The 15320-nt window shown below is 63.2% G+C and carries 27 protein-coding genes; 22 read left to right on the plus strand and 5 right to left on the minus strand.

The window, feature by feature from the left end:
* The first annotated feature begins 8 nt into the window (after positions 1-8).
* The 5 genes from nifX to CFB24_RS12920 are packed head-to-tail and all read left to right on the plus strand — an operon-like array spanning position 9 to position 2074.
* A complete protein-coding gene (nifX, locus tag CFB24_RS12900; RefSeq protein WP_088521043.1) occupies positions 9-404 on the plus strand; it encodes a nitrogen fixation protein NifX in 396 nt (131 codons plus the stop codon).
* Positions 405-406: 2 nt separating this feature from the next.
* Positions 407-877, plus strand: coding sequence for a NifX-associated nitrogen fixation protein (locus CFB24_RS12905; protein WP_088521044.1), 471 nt, complete (start codon positions 407-409; stop codon positions 875-877).
* 45 nt (positions 878-922) lie between these two features.
* On the plus strand, positions 923-1126 hold the full coding sequence (locus CFB24_RS12910; protein ID WP_088521223.1) for a CCE_0567 family metalloprotein: 204 nt from the start codon (positions 923-925) through the stop codon (positions 1124-1126).
* A 52-nt stretch (positions 1127-1178) separates the two neighbouring features.
* Positions 1179-1466 carry a ferredoxin III, nif-specific gene (gene fdxB, locus CFB24_RS12915; protein ID WP_088521045.1) on the plus strand — a complete coding sequence of 96 codons (288 nt, stop codon included), beginning with the start codon at positions 1179-1181 and terminating at the stop codon, positions 1464-1466.
* Entirely contained in the window at positions 1463-2074 is a 612-nt protein-coding gene (locus CFB24_RS12920) for a nitrogen fixation protein NifQ (RefSeq protein ID WP_088521046.1), read from the plus strand. Before fdxB ends, CFB24_RS12920 begins: the two co-directional genes overlap by 4 nt.
* A 7-nt stretch (positions 2075-2081) precedes the next feature.
* Here CFB24_RS12920 and CFB24_RS12925 read toward each other — a convergent pair whose 3' ends face one another.
* The 4 genes from CFB24_RS12925 to CFB24_RS12940 are packed head-to-tail and all read right to left on the minus strand — an operon-like array spanning position 2082 to position 4056.
* Positions 2082-2300 carry a hypothetical protein gene (locus CFB24_RS12925; RefSeq protein ID WP_088521047.1) on the minus strand — a complete coding sequence of 73 codons (219 nt, stop codon included), beginning with the start codon at positions 2298-2300 and terminating at the stop codon, positions 2082-2084.
* On the minus strand, positions 2297-3343 hold the full coding sequence (locus CFB24_RS12930; protein WP_088521048.1) for a threonine aldolase family protein: 1047 nt from the start codon (positions 3341-3343) through the stop codon (positions 2297-2299). Before CFB24_RS12930 ends, CFB24_RS12925 begins: the two co-directional genes overlap by 4 nt.
* Positions 3344-3403: 60 nt before the next feature.
* Complete coding sequence (locus CFB24_RS12935; RefSeq protein ID WP_088521049.1) at positions 3404-3742, minus strand: hypothetical protein; 339 nt, start codon at positions 3740-3742, stop codon at positions 3404-3406.
* Positions 3742-4056, minus strand: a complete 315-nt coding sequence (locus tag CFB24_RS12940) for a hypothetical protein (RefSeq protein ID WP_088521050.1) — start codon at positions 4054-4056, stop codon at positions 3742-3744. The genes CFB24_RS12935 and CFB24_RS12940 overlap by 1 nt, the downstream gene beginning before the upstream one ends.
* A gap of 97 nt (positions 4057-4153) precedes the next feature.
* Here CFB24_RS12940 and CFB24_RS12945 point away from each other — a divergent pair, with 97 nt between their 5' ends.
* Positions 4154-4537 carry a Rieske (2Fe-2S) protein gene (locus CFB24_RS12945; protein ID WP_088521224.1) on the plus strand — a complete coding sequence of 128 codons (384 nt, stop codon included), beginning with the start codon at positions 4154-4156 and terminating at the stop codon, positions 4535-4537.
* Between the two features lie 141 nt (positions 4538-4678).
* On the opposite strand, the gene CFB24_RS12950 is transcribed toward CFB24_RS12945, so the two are convergent.
* Complete coding sequence (locus CFB24_RS12950; protein ID WP_176440442.1) at positions 4679-5266, minus strand: hypothetical protein; 588 nt, start codon at positions 5264-5266, stop codon at positions 4679-4681.
* A gap of 143 nt (positions 5267-5409) precedes the next feature.
* Between CFB24_RS12950 and CFB24_RS12955 the strand changes: the two genes are divergently transcribed.
* The 16 genes from CFB24_RS12955 to CFB24_RS13030 all read left to right on the plus strand — a co-directional run bounded on the left by CFB24_RS12955 (position 5410) and on the right by CFB24_RS13030 (position 15295).
* Positions 5410-7113, plus strand: a complete 1704-nt coding sequence (locus CFB24_RS12955) for an ATP-binding protein (RefSeq protein WP_088521052.1) — start codon at positions 5410-5412, stop codon at positions 7111-7113.
* A gap of 143 nt (positions 7114-7256) precedes the next feature.
* Positions 7257-7577, plus strand: coding sequence for a HesB/IscA family protein (locus tag CFB24_RS12960; protein WP_088521053.1), 321 nt, complete (start codon positions 7257-7259; stop codon positions 7575-7577).
* Positions 7578-7601: 24 nt separating this feature from the next.
* Positions 7602-7901: a NifU family protein gene (locus CFB24_RS12965; protein WP_088521054.1), complete on the plus strand. Its 300-nt coding sequence runs from the start codon at positions 7602-7604 to the stop codon at positions 7899-7901.
* A gap of 25 nt (positions 7902-7926) precedes the next feature.
* On the plus strand, positions 7927-8679 hold the full coding sequence (cysE, locus tag CFB24_RS12970; RefSeq protein ID WP_088521225.1) for a serine O-acetyltransferase: 753 nt from the start codon (positions 7927-7929) through the stop codon (positions 8677-8679).
* Complete coding sequence (gene nifW, locus CFB24_RS12975; RefSeq protein ID WP_088521055.1) at positions 8663-9013, plus strand: nitrogenase stabilizing/protective protein NifW; 351 nt, start codon at positions 8663-8665, stop codon at positions 9011-9013. Before cysE ends, nifW begins: the two co-directional genes overlap by 17 nt.
* Before the next feature lie 150 nt (positions 9014-9163).
* A complete protein-coding gene (locus tag CFB24_RS12980; protein ID WP_088521056.1) occupies positions 9164-9358 on the plus strand; it encodes a 4Fe-4S binding protein in 195 nt (64 codons plus the stop codon).
* Positions 9359-9413: 55 nt separating this feature from the next.
* Positions 9414-9626: a putative nitrogen fixation protein NifT gene (gene nifT / locus CFB24_RS12985; RefSeq protein ID WP_088521057.1), complete on the plus strand. Its 213-nt coding sequence runs from the start codon at positions 9414-9416 to the stop codon at positions 9624-9626.
* A gap of 2 nt (positions 9627-9628) precedes the next feature.
* A complete protein-coding gene (locus CFB24_RS12990; RefSeq protein ID WP_088521058.1) occupies positions 9629-10513 on the plus strand; it encodes an SIR2 family NAD-dependent protein deacylase in 885 nt (294 codons plus the stop codon).
* Between the two features lie 263 nt (positions 10514-10776).
* Entirely contained in the window at positions 10777-12345 is a 1569-nt protein-coding gene (gene nifB / locus CFB24_RS12995; protein WP_088521059.1) for a nitrogenase cofactor biosynthesis protein NifB, read from the plus strand.
* A 71-nt stretch (positions 12346-12416) separates the two neighbouring features.
* Positions 12417-12638: a 4Fe-4S binding protein gene (locus CFB24_RS13000; protein ID WP_088521060.1), complete on the plus strand. Its 222-nt coding sequence runs from the start codon at positions 12417-12419 to the stop codon at positions 12636-12638.
* 224 nt (positions 12639-12862) lie between these two features.
* Positions 12863-13177 carry a HesB/IscA family protein gene (locus CFB24_RS13005; RefSeq protein ID WP_088521061.1) on the plus strand — a complete coding sequence of 105 codons (315 nt, stop codon included), beginning with the start codon at positions 12863-12865 and terminating at the stop codon, positions 13175-13177.
* Between the two features lies 1 nt (position 13178).
* On the plus strand, positions 13179-13715 hold the full coding sequence (locus CFB24_RS13010) for a tetratricopeptide repeat protein (RefSeq protein ID WP_088521062.1): 537 nt from the start codon (positions 13179-13181) through the stop codon (positions 13713-13715).
* Positions 13708-14490 (plus strand): 4Fe4S-binding leucine-rich repeat protein, encoded by a 783-nt coding sequence (locus CFB24_RS13015; protein WP_088521063.1) that lies wholly within the window; start codon positions 13708-13710, stop codon positions 14488-14490. Before CFB24_RS13010 ends, CFB24_RS13015 begins: the two co-directional genes overlap by 8 nt.
* Entirely contained in the window at positions 14471-14791 is a 321-nt protein-coding gene (locus tag CFB24_RS13020) for a nitrogen fixation protein NifZ (RefSeq protein WP_088521064.1), read from the plus strand. Before CFB24_RS13015 ends, CFB24_RS13020 begins: the two co-directional genes overlap by 20 nt.
* Positions 14788-15027, plus strand: a complete 240-nt coding sequence (locus tag CFB24_RS13025) for a nitrogen fixation protein NifZ (protein ID WP_088521065.1) — start codon at positions 14788-14790, stop codon at positions 15025-15027. The genes CFB24_RS13020 and CFB24_RS13025 overlap by 4 nt, the downstream gene beginning before the upstream one ends.
* A 13-nt stretch (positions 15028-15040) precedes the next feature.
* Entirely contained in the window at positions 15041-15295 is a 255-nt protein-coding gene (locus tag CFB24_RS13030; protein WP_088521066.1) for a hypothetical protein, read from the plus strand.
* The last annotated feature ends 25 nt before the right edge of the window (positions 15296-15320 follow it).

Here is a 15320-nt window from a genome sequence, read left to right on the forward strand (position 1 = left end):
GGCGAGTCATGAAAGTCGCTTTTGCTACACAAGACCTGAAAAGGGTGGACGCCCATTTCGGCTGGGCCAAGCAGATTTCCGTCTATGATCTGGACGAGAAAGGCTACAGCTTCGTCCAGACTTTCACTTTTGACGGCGATCTCCAGGAAGATGGCAACGAGGACAAGCTCGCCCCGAAGATCGAGGCGGTGAAGGACTGCGCCATTCTCTATGTTGCGGCCATCGGCGGTTCCGGCGCGGCGCGCGTCGTCGCCAACAACATTCATCCCATCAAGGTGCCGGAGCCCGAGGACATCGAGGCGCTGCTGAAGAAGCTGCAGGCCATGCTCAACGGCAATCCGCCGCCCTTCATCCGCAAGGCCTTGGCCAAGGGCAAGGAACGCGTTTTCGATTTCGAGGAGTGAGCATGACTGAAGCCGCTGTGATCGACGACGACGCCCTCGTCGCCTCCAACCCGTTCCTGAAAACGCTGGTCCAGGTCTGGCGCGCGCAGGACGCGCATGGGACCTGGGAGCGCAAGAGCGACGCCAAGCTGCTGTCCGAATATATCGTCACCAAGGAAGAGCGGAAGAAGATTCCGATCATCGCCGATCCCGATCCGGACACGATCTGGCGGCTGGAGCTGTTCTACAACGCCATCGGCCTGTCGATCGAAGCCGAGAGCAAGGTGATGATCTCGCCCATGCTGAAGATGAGCCACGAAGGTTTTGGGCGCATGGTGTTGATCGGCGGCCGCCTGATCGTCGTCAACAAGCAGTTGCGCGACATTCATCGCTTCGGCTTCGAGACTTTCGCCAAGCTCGCCGAGGAAGGCGAAAAGATGGTGAAGGCCGGCGTCGAGATGATCGAGAAATTCCCGGACGCCGCCCGGTATTGACGACAGTTTTCGCGCCCGAAAAAAGAGGCGATGCACGAGGAAAACATGAGCGACGTTGAAGCCCTGAAGGCGGAGATCAAAAAGCTCTCCGCCCGCGCCATGAACGCGAAAATGAACCTGCACGATCTCTCGGAGGAGCTTCCGATTGGCTGGGAGACCATCCTGGATATCGCGCAGAAAGCCCATGACGCCTTCGCCATTCTGGAGGCGAAGCGCGCCGAACTGAAAGCGGCGGAGGCCGCAGCCTGACAGGCGAGCCTGAGAGGCTAGCCTTAACGGGCCGAAATCTGGAGAGAGAGTAATGGCGCAGACACGTGACGGCCGCGATTGGAAGCCGGAATATCTCGTTGCGATCGACCCCGCCAAATGCATCGGCTGCGGCCGCTGCTACAAGGTGTGCGGCCGCGACGTCATGACGCTCAAGGGCATCAATGACGAAGGCGAATATATCGACGACGATGACGAGGACGCCGACGAAATCGAGAAGAAGGTGATGGTGATGGCGGATTCCGGCGCCTGCGTCGGCTGCGGCGCCTGCGCCCGCGTCTGCCCGTCGAGCTGTCAGAAGCACGAGGCGGCCGCCGCATGAGCCCCGACCGGACCTATCGCTGGTTGATCGAGGCCTCCGCGCCAAACGCCGGCGACGGGTTCGACGCGCATGTCTGCGCCTCCATGCTCGCGCTTGCCATCGCGCAGGCGCGGGAGGAGAACACGACTCTCGCCGCCACCAGCGGCCTCGACGCCGCCGCGCTGTCCGCGCTGGCGGCGCGGCTGTTCCCTGGCGCGGCCCGCCCGCTCGCCGCCATGGCCGGCGCCGCCGCGCCCGCGCCTTCGGCTGAAGAAGAATCGGCCCGCGATTTGTTGCTGATGTATGGCAATGGCGATTACGCCTTGCTGCGTCCGCTCGCCGTGATGATCGCGCGGCGCTGCCAGGAGCCGCATCATCTCTGGCAGGATCTCGGCCTGCGCAATCGCGGCGAATTGTCGGAGCTGATGACCCGCCATTTCACCCGGCTGAAGCAGAAAAACTCCGCCGACATGAAGTGGAAGAAATTCATCTCGCGCATGGTCTGCGCCTCCGAGGGGTTTTCCCTCTGCCCGGCGCCGGTGTGCAGCGATTGCGACGATTTCGCCTCCTGCTTCGGTTCGGAGGAGGGGATTTCGCGGCTCGCTCATATTTACGAGCAGCGGGCGTAATTTCGCTTCAGCACCGGTCAGGCCCCCAGCGCCACGTTTGCGTCACGCCCCAAGGGAACAGCGGCTTGGTCGTGTGTTCCCCGCACGGCCCGACCTCCGTTTCGACCTTGGCGAGAAACGACCAGATCACCAAAGCCAACGCCAAGCCCGCCAGCGGGAAATAGAGAATGTTGCGGATGAACACCCAGCTCATCCGCGCCTTTTCGCGGTCGCGCGGCGAGGTCATGGCGTGATCGTCCGGCTGACCTCGACAATATCCTGGGCCAGCGCCTCGACCTGCGCGGGATCGGCGTCCCACGCGAACATGAAGCGGGCGGCGGCGCCGATGAACGTATAGAAGAGCCAGCCTTTTTCGCGCAAGGCGTCGAGCATCGCCGGCGGCGCGCTGAGGAAGACGGCGTTGGCCTCGACCGGGAAGGTCAGCGACACGCCGGGCGACGCCTCGACCGCATCGGCCAGTTTGCGTGCGCAAAAATTGGCGTGGCGGGCGTTGCGCAGCCAGGCGCCGCTTTCGAGCAGGCCGAGCCAGGGCGCCGACAGAAAACGCATTTTCGACGCCAGTTGTCCCGCCTGCTTGCAGCGATATTCGAAATCCGCCGCCAGCGCCCGGTCGAAAAAGATCACGGCTTCGCCGAGGCCGAGGCCGTTCTTGGCGCCGCCGAAACACAGCACGTCGACGCCGGCCCGCCACGACAGATCGGCCGGCGCGCAATCGAGGCGGGCGCAGGCGTTGGCGAAACGCGCTCCATCCATGTGCAGTTTCAAGCCGAGATTGCGCGCGGCGAAGGAGATCGCGCGCACTTCGTCGATGGAATAGACCCGCCCGGTCTCCGTGGCCTGGGTGATCGAAACGACGCTGGGCTTGGGAAAATGAATGTCGCTGCGGCTGGTCGCCAGCGCGCGCAAAATTTCGGGGGTGAGCCGGCCGTCGGGACTCGCCGCGGTCAGCAGCTTGGCGCCGTTGGAGAAAAATTCCGGTGCGCCGCATTCGTCGGTTTCGACATGGGCGGCGGTCGAACAGATCACGGAATGAAAGCTTTGGCACAGAGCCGACAAAGCCAGCGCATTGGCCGCCGTGCCGTTGAAGACGAAGAAAATTTCGCAATCCGTCTCGAACAGGTCGCGGAAGGCGTCGCAGGCGCGTTTCGTCCAGACATCCTCGCCATAGGCGCTGGCCGAGCCGTCATTGGCGCGCGCCATCGCTTCGAAAGCTTCGGGACAGATGCCGGCGTAATTGTCGCTGGCGAATTGCTGCGGTCTGTGCGTCATGGCGAGCCGGCGAATCCATTCCTGAAAACCGATCTCGCCAGTAGAGTTCTATCGGGCGCGTCAGTCAAATCGGGCGAAGGCGACGACCAGTCCGCCGGCCACGATCAACGCGCCGCCGGTGAGCGTCGCGGCGTCGGGCCGCGCGCCAAAGACGAAGAAATTGACGATTTGCGCCACCACGAAGAACAGGCTGACGTAAACGCCGAGCAGTTTGCCGAAATCCCACGCCGGGGCGTTGACCGTCAGTCCGTAAGCGAACAGCACGGTCGCGCCGGCGAGGAAAAAGCCGATCCGCGCGCCAACGCCGCCGGCGATCAGGCCGTGGCGCACCAGAGCGTCGCCGCTGGCTTCGAGCGCGGCGGCGACCAGCAGCGCCAGATAGCCGGCGGCCGCGCCCATCAGTCCAGGCCGGGATCGCGCTGCCGCTTCCACGCGAGACGGCGGAACCTCTCCTCGATCAGCCGGGGATCGGTGAGATGGCGCGCCTCCGCCTCCTCCAGCGCCTTCAGCGCGATTTCGGCCTCAGTGGCGTTGAGCGGCACGCGTCCCGCCATATAGATCGCGTCGGGCGCGACTTCGAGGATTTTGGCGCGATTGGGGTGTTCGGCGACCGCGACGAGTTCGCGCGCCTCCAGCACGCCGCCGAGGGTGAGGCCCTGATCGAACACTTCCAGCTTGCGGCCGTCCAGCGTCGTTTTCACGAGAACCGACATGATTTCTCCTGTGCGACAATCAGAGGTGAAATTTCAAAACTCGTGCCAGCATTGCGCGCTTCTTGCTACAATCGTGAAGGATCAGATGGAGTTGCGCATGTCGGAAGAAGCCTATGTCATTTGCGCGCTGAGCGATATTCCCAGCCAGAAGGCCAGGGGATTTCATCTCGGAATCGTCAACGAGAAGGGCGAGCCGGAATCCTTTCCTCTCGTCGTCGTGCGCTGGGGCAAGAACGTTTTCGGCTATCGCAACAAATGCCCGCATCACGGCGTGCATCTCGACTGGGAGTCCGGCAGTTTCCTCGACGATTCCGGCCAAAGGCTCTTGTGCGGCAAGCACGGCTCGCTGTTCGAGATCGGCACGGGGCGCTGTTCCTCCGGCCCGTGCAAGGGCGAGCATCTGGAGAAGGTGCGGCTGGAAGTGATCGACGGCGACATTTGCGTGCTCGGGCTGACGCTGATCGAGGACGAGAACGCCTGAAACGAAAAACCCTTTCGCGGTCGCCCGCGAAAGGGTCAAGGCGCGACGATGACCTTGGCGTGTTGCGCATGTTTCGTTCCGAACCTCCGCGCATGATCCTGGCGATATGCGCGGAAAATTTCGGGACCATGCGCGAAAAAATCAGACCGGACGGTTCTCGTTGCGGTTGCGCACCGGCAGGGCCTTGGTCAGGAAGTCCTCGAAGCTGATCTTCTCATAGGTGTCCTTGGACTCGGCGGCCTTGTCGAGCATGAGCTGCACCTTGCCGCCGCCGTCGAGCTTCTTGAAATCGTTCTTGTCGAGGCCGGACAGGTCGGACAATTCCTTCCACACGGTGGATTCTTCCAGCGGGAACACGGTCAGGGTCGCGTCGCCGAAGGAGACGGTGTATTTGGCCAGGAAGTCGATATTGCCGGCGAAGATGATGTAGTTGCCGGTCGACGACAGCAGCGAGCCCATCACTTCCTTGAAAGTTTTGAGATTGTTGATGTCGTGGATGTAGCCGGCCAGCGCGTCAATGCTGGTTCCGCCGTCCTTGACGATGGCGAGGCCCTGTTCCAGGCAATATTCCGGCGGGCGCTTCTCGTCGGCCTTGGTTTCCTGGAATTTCAGGGCGAAGTCGCCGCGAAACGCCAGATAGCCGCTCTTGTCGCTGGGGCCCTTGTAGACGGCGTTGATCAGGCGGCCCGCGGTTTCAAGGCCGGCGAGGGCGGTCGTTTCAAAAGTCATTTTCTTCTCCGCTTCAGAAATCGTCGCGCGTCGTCGCGCCGCTGAAGCTCATGCAAATGGTTTGCCGAAATTTTCGCCACAAAATGTCTGGCCTGGTCCCTGCTTGTCGCAAAACCGGATTGAAACGGTGAACGGAAGGCGACATGAGCGTCAAGATTCACATCGGCAGGCCCTTCGTGGAGGCGCTGGCCCAGGATTTTCCCGAACTCGAATCCCTGAAGCAGCAATTGCTGTTCGGCGACAAGGTCGAGGTCTCCTTCCTCGACCTCTCCGCGCCCCAGGTCGATCGCCTGCATGCGCTCTATGACGAGGCGGGGCCGGCGCTGCAAAACCAGCAGGCGCAGATCGCCACCTTGCGCCGCGCCTTTTCCGGCGCCGGCGAGCGTTTCGCCGCCGACGATCTGGAGGCGGTGGTGCCCGCGCTGGGCCGCTTTCTGATCGAGGACGCCCAGCGCGGCTGGTTGTTCACCCTGAGCGCAAAGCGACGTCCGCTGCCCTGGGTGGTCGCGCGCATCGACTACACGCCGGCCAATAATGACGAGACCGGCCGCATCCTTCTTGAGTTGAAGGCCAATTCCAAAGGCGAGTTGGCCACGGCGCAATTGCGCATTTCCGCCGGCGATGTCGAGGGCAAGACGATCGCGGAAATCCTGGCGTCAAAAGGGTTTTTGCATGAGACGCCGGAACTGGTCGCCGCCTATGACGCCAATGCCGACAAATACTTCGAATGGCGCGCGCATTACGGCGCCCAGTTTTCCGGCGTCGGCCTCGGCTATTTCGCGGAGGATCCGGCCTCGACCCATCGCAACACCGATTGGGCGCGCAAGGACAGCGTCATCCTGTCGTCGGGCGGCGCCCCCGCGCGTCTCGTCAACGACGAAAGCCTGCTGGCCAATCGCGCGTTGACGCTCGAACTCACCGGCGATCTGCTCGGCGCCTATCTGCGCAAGGCCGCCAAGAGCAACAATTTCGCCGAGGAGGACGAGGTCGCCGCCGTCAACGAAACCAAGGGCCGCGATCTGTTTCGCAAGATCCCGGTGCATCCGTTCATCCTGATGTTCCACCTCGACCTGCACCATTATGTCTGGGCGCATGTCGAGGATCTCACGCCCTACGCCTACCAGCCCGATCTCAAGCAGAAACTGGTGCTGCCGGAGGAGCAGACCGACCTGATCGACATCCTCACCGCCGAAATGGACGTGCTGATGGACGACATTGTCGCGGGCAAGTCCGGCGGCACCACGGTTTTGTGCGCGGGACCGCCCGGCGTGGGAAAGACTTTGACCGCCGAAGTCTATTCGGAGATCGTGAAGCGCCCGCTCTACCGCGTCCATTCCGGCCAGCTCGGTCTCAATGTCGCGGCCATGGAGACCTCTTTGAAAGAGGCTCTGTTGCGCGCGCAACGCTGGGGCGCGGTGATGCTGATCGACGAGGCTGACGTCTATATCAAGCGCCGCCAGGACGACATGACCATGAACGCGGTCGTCGGCGTGTTCCTGCGCGTGCTCGAATATTTCAACGGCCTGCTGTTCCTCACCACCAACCGTATCGACGATATCGACGAGGCCATCGTCTCGCGCTGCATCGCGCTGATCCGCTTCCATGCGCCCGATGAGGACGCGCGGCGGCGCATCTGGGGCGTGATGGCCGAACAATTCGGCCTGAACCTGAGCGACGATCTGATCGGCCAACTGGTCACGCTTTATCCGCAGACCAGCGGGCGCGACATCAAGGGGCTGGCGAAACTGGTCGCGAAATATTGTCGCCATCGCGACACGCCCGCCGATCTCGACGTGTTCAAGCGTTGCGCCCTGTTCCGCGGCCTCGATCAAGGCGCCGCAGCGTAAGCGAGCGACCTGTCGCTTTGCCGACAGTCGCAACGCCGACACAATAAAAAATCAAGCGATAACAATGAGAAAACAAGGGTCGCGCCTTTGGCGCGGCTCTTGCTTCTTTGTTGGGCAAAAGCTTCTCTTGATTGGAGGACGGAATGATCCATCTCACCGACAGCGCGCTCGACGCCGTGCGCAACGCGATCAGCTCGGCGCCGGAGCCGGTGCAGGGCCTGCGGCTCAAGGTCGAGACCGGAGGCTGCGCCGGCAACAAATATCTGATGGGCCTGGTCCGCACGGCGGAAGAGGACGACGAGGTGGTCGAGCGCGACGGCGTCAAGGTGTTCCTCGAACATGACAGCCTGCCGCTGCTTTACGGCACGACCATCGATTTCGTCGTCGCCATCGAGGGCGCCGGCTTCACCTTCGACAATCCCAACGCCACGCACTCCTGCTCCTGCGGCAAGAGCTTCGGCTGATCTCATTTACCAGAGGGGTTCATCATGACCATGCACACCGGAGCCGTCGTCGCCGATACGCCCGTCGCCGTCGAGGATCGCCGCGAGCAGCTCGTGCGCGAGGCGATCGAGGAAATCCGCCCGGCTCTCAAGCGGGACGGCGGCGATTGCGAATTGCTGTCGATTGAAGGCAAGATCGTCAATGTCAAGCTGACGGGCGCCTGCATCTTCTGCAGCCTGGCCAGCGCCACGCTCGAAGGCATCCAGAGCCGCATCGTCGAAAAGCTCGGCGAACTCGTCCGCGTCGTTCCGGCCCCCACCGGCCTTCGGCGTTCGGGGCACTGAGACGGCCGTGACCGAGGGCGCGACCATGCCCGCCGCGCATGCGGAAAGGGAGCGCCCCGCAGGCCTCCTGCGCCTATGGCGCGACGACATCGCCTGCGTCAAGGCGCGCGATCCCGCCGCCCGCAACGCGTTTGAAATCCTGCTGACCTATCCCGGCGTCCACGCCATCATCTGGCACCGGCTGGCGCATCGGCTGTGGCGCAACGGCTTCAAATTCCCGGCGCGTTTCCTGTCCTGGGTCGCGCGTCTGCTCACCAATGTCGACATCCATCCCGGCGCCACCATCGGCCAGAAATTCTTCATCGACCATGGCGCCGGCGTGGTGATCGGCGAGACCGCCGAGGTTGGCGACGGCGTCACCCTCTATCACGGCGTGACGCTGGGCGGCGTGAGCTGGACTCCCGGCAAGCGCCATCCCACCCTCGAGGACGGCGTGCTGGTCGGCGCCGGCGCCAAAATTCTCGGGCCGATCAAGGTCGGCGCCGGCGCGCGCATCGGCGCCAATTCGGTGGTGGTGGAGGAGGTGCCTCCGGGCGTGACCGCAGTGGGCATCCCCGCCCGCATCGTTCGCGCGCTGAACAATCGCGGCGCCGTCGGATCGGGCCGGGTCAACCTCGACCATCACCTCATTCCCGATCCCGTCGGCGAGGTGCTGTCGATGCTGCTCGACCGCGTCGAATTTCTGGAGACCCGGCTCAACCACATGCAGGGCCGCGTCCGAAACCAACAAGACACCCAACAGGAACAAGAAAGGTTTGACGATGAGCGCGCTGGATGACCTGGGCCGTCTGTCTTCGGCGGAAGATTTCTTTTCCTATCTCGGCGTCGCGTTCGATCCGGCGGTGGTGCGGGTGTCGCGCCTGCACATCATGCGCCGCATGGGCCAATATCTGAAGGGGCTTGAACTCGACGGCGCCTTCGCGGGCAAGAGCGACGACGAGGTCAGGGCGCTGTGCGCCGAACATCTGGCGCTGGCCTATCAGGATTTCGTCGAGAGCTCGCCGATTCAGGAGCGCCTGTTCAAGGTGCACAAGGACGCGGTCGCGCCCAAGACTGAGGAGCCGAAGCCGAACAACGCCTTCGTGCCGCTGTCGTCGCTGACCGTGGTTTGACGCTGTCGGTTTCGCAACGCCGACGTTGCGAAACGCGCAAATTTCGCCGCCGGGGGCGCGCAAGATCAGGTGAAACCGCTGGCACAGGCCTTGCTCAACTCCAATGCGTTCAATGCTCGGCCCGGACAGGCCGATTGAGGAGAGAAGACCATGGCCTACAAAATCATCGCTTCGCAGTGCACGGGATGCTCGGCCTGCGAGTTCGAGTGCCCCAATGCGGCGATTTCGATGAAGGGCGACAGCTTTGTCATCGACCCCAAGAAGTGCACGGAGTGCGAAGGCCACTTCGACACCGCCAAATGCGACGAAGTCTGCCCGGTGCCGAATACCTGCGTGAAGGCCTGACTATATTCTGCGCCGGCGTTTCTCGCCGGCGCTTCTCCCCCGCCTTGAGGTTTCCATGAAAATCATGATCCGCAAGTCCGACGATTTCGGGCTCTCCATCTATGTGCCCAAGAAGGATCTGGAAGAGCCGATCGTCGAAAAGGAGCATGAGACGCTTTGGGGCGGGTGGATCAAGATCGCCAACGGCTGGACTCTCGACCTGCCGGACATGCCCGCCGACACCCGCCTGCCGATCACGGTCGAGGCCAAAAAGCGCGCGGAGGATTGATCATGGCGACAGCAGCCCTGCTTGCCGACGCGCTCGCTGACGAGGCGATTCTTTCTGGAGACGAAGCCGAAAAGGTTTTGGGCGAAGTGGCGGCGCGGCTGCGCGCCGGCGAAGTGGTTCCCTATCTCGGCGCGGCCGTGGTGGGCATGTCCCAACCCGACATCCCGCTCGGGCCAGAAGGCCTCGCCGAATTCTTCGGCAAGAAGGTGGCGCTGCCGCGTCGTGCGCGCGGAAACGCCTGGGCCTCCGCGCAATATATCGAAGGCTACAAGCTGCGCCCGACCGTGGTCGCCTTCATGACGGAAGCGTTTTCGGCGCCGATCAAGCCCGCGCCGCTGCAAAGCTGGCTGGCCTCGCTTGGCCTGCCGCTGATCGTCGACACCTGGTACGATGGCGCGATGCGCAAGGCTTTGTCCGACCAGGGCGACTGGGGCGAGGTTCAGGGCATTTCCCGCGCCGGCATCGGCGAGAACCGCTGGTTCCGCTTCTACGATTCCACGGGCGGCGAAGCCAAGGCCGCCGATGCGGCAGGCTGGAAAACGCTGCTTTACAAGCCGCACGGCGCGGCGGCGCCGGCGAAGAACTATCTCATCTCCGACGCGGATTATGTCGAGGTTTTGACCGAGATCGACATCCAGACGCCGATCCCCGACGCGGTGAAGGACCGTCGTGGCGGCCGCGCCTTTCTCTATCTCGGCTGCCGTTTCCACGACCAGATGCTGCGCACCTACGCCCGGCAGGTGTCCAAGCGCTCGGCGCCGCCGCATTATGCGGTGATCGAGCCGGACCAGGAATTGTCGCTGAACGAGAAGCGTTTCTACGCGGCGGAAAACATTGTTCCGCTGGCGATCCCGCTGGCGCGGGCCTGCGACATTCTCATGGGGTGAATCGCCGTTTTCGGTCAGCTTGCGGCGAGACTGGGGAGCCTTCGGGCTCCCCATTTTTTTGCGCCGGCGCGGGGAGCAGGGCTGCTCTTTTGTCAGCTTTGCAACAGGTCGAGAATCGCACTCGGCTCCCTGTTCCCTCTGCGACAATCGCGTCGATAAAAATCAACCATGCAATTGATCTTAAACAAGAAAGACCTGGCGTGGCCCGTGGCGCGACTCTTGCTGCCTATGCCGCAGGTTTGAATTGCTGAGAGGCACGGTCAATGGAATCTTTGACGAATCAAGAGTCGGCCACGCCCGAGGGCGCGGACATGGACGCCATCATGCAGCAGGTCGCCGAGCACAAGGGCTGTGGAACGTCCGGCGGCTCCGGCAAGTCGAGCTGCGGCTCCTCCGCCGGCTCCGGCGATCTTCCCCCCGATATCTGGGAGAAGGTGAAGAACCATCCCTGCTATTCCGAAGAGGCGCATCACCATTTCGCCCGCATGCATGTCGCCGTGGCGCCCGCGTGCAACATTCAGTGCAATTACTGCAACCGCAAATATGACTGCGCCAATGAGAGCCGCCCCGGCGTGGTGTCCGAGCGCCTGACGCCGGAACAGGCCGCCAAGAAAGTGGTGGCGGTGGCCTCGACCATCCCGCAAATGACCGTGCTCGGCATCGCCGGCCCCGGCGATCCGCTCGCCAATCCGGCCAAGACGTTCAAGACCTTCGAGCTGATCTCGAAAACGGCGCCGGACATCAAGCTCTGTCTGTCCACCAACGGCCTTGCGCTGCCGGAGCATATCGACACGATCGCCAAATATAACGTCGATCACGTCACCATCACCATCAACATGGTGGACCCGGAAGTCGGCGCGAAAATCTATCCGTGGATTTTCTACAACCACAAGCGCATCGAGGGCGTCGAGGCGGCGCGCATCCTGTCCGAGCACCAGCTGCGCGGCCTGGAAATGCTCACCGAGCGCGGCATCCTGTGCAAGGTCAATTCGGTGATGATCCCCGGGATCAACGACCAGCATCTGGTCGAGGTCAACAAGGCGGTGAAGTCGCGCGGCGCCTTCCTGCACAACATCATGCCGCTGATCTCCGCGCCCGAGCACGGCACGGTGTTCGGCCTCAACGGCCAGCGCGGCCCCTCCGCGCAGGAGCTGAAGGCGCTGCAGGACGCCTGCGAAGGCGAGATGAACATGATGCGGCATTGCCGCCAGTGCCGCGCCGACGCCGTCGGTCTGCTGGGCGAGGATCGCTCGGCGGAATTCACCACCGACAAGATCATGGACATGGAGGTGAACTACGACATCGAGGCGCGCCAGGCCTATCAGGCCGTGGTCGAGCAGGAGCGCCAGGCCAAGGTCGAGGCCAAGAAGGAGGAGTTGGCGTCGCTGGCTGAAGCGCAAAGCGACATCAAGGTGCTGGTCGCCGTCGCCACCAAGGGCTCGGGCCTGATCAACGAGCATTTCGGCCACGCCAAGGAGTTCCAGATCTACGAACTCTCCACCTCCGGCTCGAAATTCGTCGGTCATCGCCGCGTCGATCTGTACTGCCAGGGCGGCTTTGGCGACGAGGATTCGCTGGAGACGGTGATCCGCGCCATCAACGACTGTCATGCGGTGTTCGTCGCCAAGATCGGCGCCTGCCCGAAGGGCGATCTGATCAAGGCCGGCATCCAGCCGGTCGACGAATTCGCCCATGAGTTCATCGAGAAGTCGGCGATCTCCTGGTTCAAGGCCTATCTGGAGAAGGTGAGCTCCGGCGAGATCGAGCATGCCGCGCGCGGCGACGCCGAAATCCGCCAGGGCGCGTTGATCGCCGCCGAACCCGCGGAATAATCCGGCCGATGTGATGGACCGCGCCGGTCGCCGCAGGGCGCCCGGCGCCGCCTGAAGAAGGAAGTTTGACGATGGCTTACAAGATCGTCGGTTCGCAATGCACCAATTGCTCGGCCTGCGAAGCGGAATGTCCGAACCTCGCCATTTCGGAAAAGGGCGGAACCTTTGTCATCGACCCCGCCAAATGCACGGAGTGCATCGGGCATTTCGACACCGCGCAATGCGTAGCGGTTTGCCCGGTCGACAATACGTGCGTGATTGACACGAGCTACCCGCGCTACCAGCCGGCGTGACGGGATCGTCCCCTCTCCCCGTTCACGGGGAGAGGGTTAGGGTGAGGGGCCGGGGCGTTGGCCTCGACGTCATCAGGAAAGCCCCCTCCAAACTGCTTCCCTGACAGCTTTGTAGACAGCGCCCCGCCCCTCATCCGTCTCGCCGCCCGCCGGCGGCGATCCACCTTCTCCCGCAAGGGGAGAAGGAAGTCCCGGCCCCTTCCCGCAAATTGAAGGACTCCTCCATGACCGCTTTCACCGTCACCCCAAAAGCCCACCGCTTCATGCGCATGATGGTCATGAGCGACGGCGGCCCCGGCGCGGGCTTCCGCCTCGCCGTGACGCCGGGCGGATGCTCCGGCCTGTCCGCCGACATCGCCGTGCTCGCCGAGCCGCTGCCGGGCGACGCCACGGTCGTGCATGAAGGCGTCAAACTGTTCCTGCCAGCCGAAAGCCGGATGCTGTTGCAGGGCGTCACCATCGACTTCGCGGACACCCCGACCTCCAGCGGCCTCGTGTTCCACGACCCCAAGCAACAGGCTTGCTGCAGCTCGCATTGACATGATCGAGACCGCGTCGCGTCAGACCGAGGTTTTGATCGCCGAAGAGGGGGTGTTGTCGCACCCGCTCTTCGGCGGCGGTCTTTCAGGGGAAGCCGAACGCGCGCTGGCGCAGGCGGGGTCAAACTACGCGGACGCGCCGACCGCCGAAGCTTTTTTGCGCGAGGCCGAAGCGGCGGCGCCCGACCATTTCGCGGTGCTGATCGGCTGGTATCGCTATTATTTCTACAAGGGCCGGCTTGAGGAAGCCCTCGCCGTGGGCCAGCGCTGCCTGATCAAGGTCGCGCGCGAAAAGAATTTTGCGACGGACTGGCGCGAGGTGCGCGCCGACGACGCTGCCTTCGGCTCCTACGACGACGTAATGGCGCGGTTTTTCATGTTCTGTCTCAAGGGCTACGCCTATCTGCACATGCGCCTGGGCGATCTGGCGGAAGGCCGCGCCGCCGCCGAAAAACTCCTGACCCTCGATCCCACCGACCGCATCAACGCCCGGCTGCTGCTGGACGTGCTCCAGCGCGCGGAGAGCGACGATGAATGACGACATTGACGAAACCATCGACTGGCGCGGCCAACAGGTCGATTGTCGCGCGTGTCGGCATCAGGACATGCTCGCCGAGGGCAAATGTCGGCTTTCCCACGCCTGCGTCAACGACCGTTACGCCCGGCGCATCGACCGCTTCTTCAACTGGAATCCGCAGCTCGCCAACGACTATCTCCAGCACGAGCATTTCGAGGTGCGCGCCATCGCCACGAAGCACGCGGCGGTGTTCCTGCTGGTTCCGCTGCTCGACGATCCCGAGGAGACCGTGCGCTGGAACGCCGCGCGGCGCCTGCCGAAAAAGCACATTTTGAAGCTGCGTCACGACCCGCATCGCGAGGTGCGCATCCGCATCGTTTCGCTGCTGGAGGACGGCGATCTGGTCCCGATGTTGCAGGATGAAGATTACTATGTCCGTCAGGTGATTGCGCGGAAACTGGCGCCAAACCTGCTGGAGTGGCTTGTCGGCGATCCCGAGCCGGAAGTGCGCCGGGTGGTCGCGCAGCGCGCGGAGGAAAAACTGCTGCTGCGCATGATGATCGACCCGGAGGCGCGGGTGCGGATCGAGGTTTCCAAACGTCTGGCGCCGGAGTTTCTGGCGCGGATGCGGGGGGACGAGGACTGGCGCGTGCGCCACGAGGCGGCGAACCGGATCGATGTAAAACTGCTGGCGGAGCTGGCGGAGGACGAGGACGAAATGGTGCGCGAGACGGCGCGGGCGCGCCTCGCGCAGGACGGAACAAGGGAGCGCGCAAGTGAGCAACATCGTTCGTGACAGCGACGTCAATGAACTCGTTGGGTCGCCCTATTTCAATTACGGCGCGAAGGTGCGCGCCCGCCGCCTCGTCCGCAACGACGGCACTTACGCCGGCAAGGAAATCGGCGAGCTGCTCGTGAAAAAAGGCGAGGTCGGCTATGTCGTGAGCATCGGCACCTTCCTGCAGCAATTTTATATCTACGGCGTCGAATTTCTCGAAAGCGGCAACCGCGTCGGGATGAAGCGCCGCGAACTCGAACTGGCCGACGCGCTCGGCGACGACGAAGACCTTCCCCTGCCGCAGGAGCTGGACGCATGATTGATCCGCGTGAACCGAAATACCAGTGGGGCATGCGCGTGCGCTGCCTGATCGATCTGGTCAACGACGGCTCCTTCCCGGACGCCGAGGAGGACGCGGTGCTGGCGCCCGAAGGGACGCTGGGCGAGATCGTCCAGGTCGGCTCGCATGTCGAGAGCAGCACGCCGGTCTATATGGTCGAGTTCGAACAGAAATATGTGGTCGGCTGCCTCGAGGAAGAGATCGAGCCGGTTTGACGGGAGTTTTGTGATGGGCATTGACGAAGCCGTCCTGCAGGACGTTGAGGCGACCGTCGCGGCGGCGCAATCGCCGGCGGTGCTGGCCGAATTGCGGCAAAAATATCCGCGCATGGCCTGGCTGCGCTGCGACGCCCTCGACGTCGACGAGGCGCCGTGGAAGACGGTTGGGCTGTTCGACCTGCATCTGGTTGGCGGCGATCATTGCCCCGGAGTCGTGAAAAATCCGGCGCAGGCGACCGGCTTCATCCTGGCGCGGCGGGCCTGACCATGACCGAATACGATTACAGCGA

This window comes from Rhodoblastus acidophilus, assembly GCF_900187365.1.
In the GTDB taxonomy this organism is placed as follows: domain Bacteria; phylum Pseudomonadota; class Alphaproteobacteria; order Rhizobiales; family Beijerinckiaceae; genus Rhodoblastus; species Rhodoblastus acidophilus.

Excerpts from the sequence above, each read along its gene's own strand:
- CFB24_RS12910 (WP_088521223.1), top strand. The coding sequence starts at position 923 with ATGAGCGACGTTGAAGCCCTGAAGGCGGAGATCAAAAAGCTCTCCGCC.
- CFB24_RS12905 (WP_088521044.1), top strand. The coding sequence starts at position 407 with ATGACTGAAGCCGCTGTGATCGACGACGACGCCCTCGTCGCCTCCAAC.
- CFB24_RS12920 (WP_088521046.1), top strand. The coding sequence starts at position 1,463 with ATGAGCCCCGACCGGACCTATCGCTGGTTGATCGAGGCCTCCGCGCCA.
- CFB24_RS13000 (WP_088521060.1), top strand. The coding sequence starts at position 12,417 with ATGGCTTACAAGATCGTCGGTTCGCAATGCACCAATTGCTCGGCCTGC.
- nifW (WP_088521055.1), top strand. The coding sequence starts at position 8,663 with ATGAGCGCGCTGGATGACCTGGGCCGTCTGTCTTCGGCGGAAGATTTC.
- CFB24_RS12925 (WP_088521047.1), bottom strand. The coding sequence starts at position 2,300 with ATGACCTCGCCGCGCGACCGCGAAAAGGCGCGGATGAGCTGGGTGTTC.
- CFB24_RS13015 (WP_088521063.1), top strand. The coding sequence starts at position 13,708 with ATGAATGACGACATTGACGAAACCATCGACTGGCGCGGCCAACAGGTC.
- CFB24_RS12935 (WP_088521049.1), bottom strand. The coding sequence starts at position 3,742 with ATGGGCGCGGCCGCCGGCTATCTGGCGCTGCTGGTCGCCGCCGCGCTC.
- CFB24_RS12955 (WP_088521052.1), top strand. The coding sequence starts at position 5,410 with ATGAGCGTCAAGATTCACATCGGCAGGCCCTTCGTGGAGGCGCTGGCC.
- cysE (WP_088521225.1), top strand. The coding sequence starts at position 7,927 with ATGCCCGCCGCGCATGCGGAAAGGGAGCGCCCCGCAGGCCTCCTGCGC.
- nifT (WP_088521057.1), top strand. The coding sequence starts at position 9,414 with ATGAAAATCATGATCCGCAAGTCCGACGATTTCGGGCTCTCCATCTAT.
- CFB24_RS12960 (WP_088521053.1), top strand. The coding sequence starts at position 7,257 with ATGATCCATCTCACCGACAGCGCGCTCGACGCCGTGCGCAACGCGATC.
- CFB24_RS13025 (WP_088521065.1), top strand. The coding sequence starts at position 14,788 with ATGATTGATCCGCGTGAACCGAAATACCAGTGGGGCATGCGCGTGCGC.
- CFB24_RS13005 (WP_088521061.1), top strand. The coding sequence starts at position 12,863 with ATGACCGCTTTCACCGTCACCCCAAAAGCCCACCGCTTCATGCGCATG.
- nifX (WP_088521043.1), top strand. The coding sequence starts at position 9 with ATGAAAGTCGCTTTTGCTACACAAGACCTGAAAAGGGTGGACGCCCAT.
- CFB24_RS12930 (WP_088521048.1), bottom strand. The coding sequence starts at position 3,343 with ATGACGCACAGACCGCAGCAATTCGCCAGCGACAATTACGCCGGCATC.
- CFB24_RS13010 (WP_088521062.1), top strand. The coding sequence starts at position 13,179 with ATGATCGAGACCGCGTCGCGTCAGACCGAGGTTTTGATCGCCGAAGAG.
- CFB24_RS12940 (WP_088521050.1), bottom strand. The coding sequence starts at position 4,056 with ATGTCGGTTCTCGTGAAAACGACGCTGGACGGCCGCAAGCTGGAAGTG.
- CFB24_RS12950 (WP_176440442.1), bottom strand. The coding sequence starts at position 5,266 with ATGACTTTTGAAACGACCGCCCTCGCCGGCCTTGAAACCGCGGGCCGC.
- CFB24_RS12945 (WP_088521224.1), top strand. The coding sequence starts at position 4,154 with ATGTCGGAAGAAGCCTATGTCATTTGCGCGCTGAGCGATATTCCCAGC.
- nifB (WP_088521059.1), top strand. The coding sequence starts at position 10,777 with ATGGAATCTTTGACGAATCAAGAGTCGGCCACGCCCGAGGGCGCGGAC.
- CFB24_RS12980 (WP_088521056.1), top strand. The coding sequence starts at position 9,164 with ATGGCCTACAAAATCATCGCTTCGCAGTGCACGGGATGCTCGGCCTGC.
- CFB24_RS13030 (WP_088521066.1), top strand. The coding sequence starts at position 15,041 with ATGGGCATTGACGAAGCCGTCCTGCAGGACGTTGAGGCGACCGTCGCG.
- fdxB (WP_088521045.1), top strand. The coding sequence starts at position 1,179 with ATGGCGCAGACACGTGACGGCCGCGATTGGAAGCCGGAATATCTCGTT.
- CFB24_RS12990 (WP_088521058.1), top strand. The coding sequence starts at position 9,629 with ATGGCGACAGCAGCCCTGCTTGCCGACGCGCTCGCTGACGAGGCGATT.
- CFB24_RS12965 (WP_088521054.1), top strand. The coding sequence starts at position 7,602 with ATGACCATGCACACCGGAGCCGTCGTCGCCGATACGCCCGTCGCCGTC.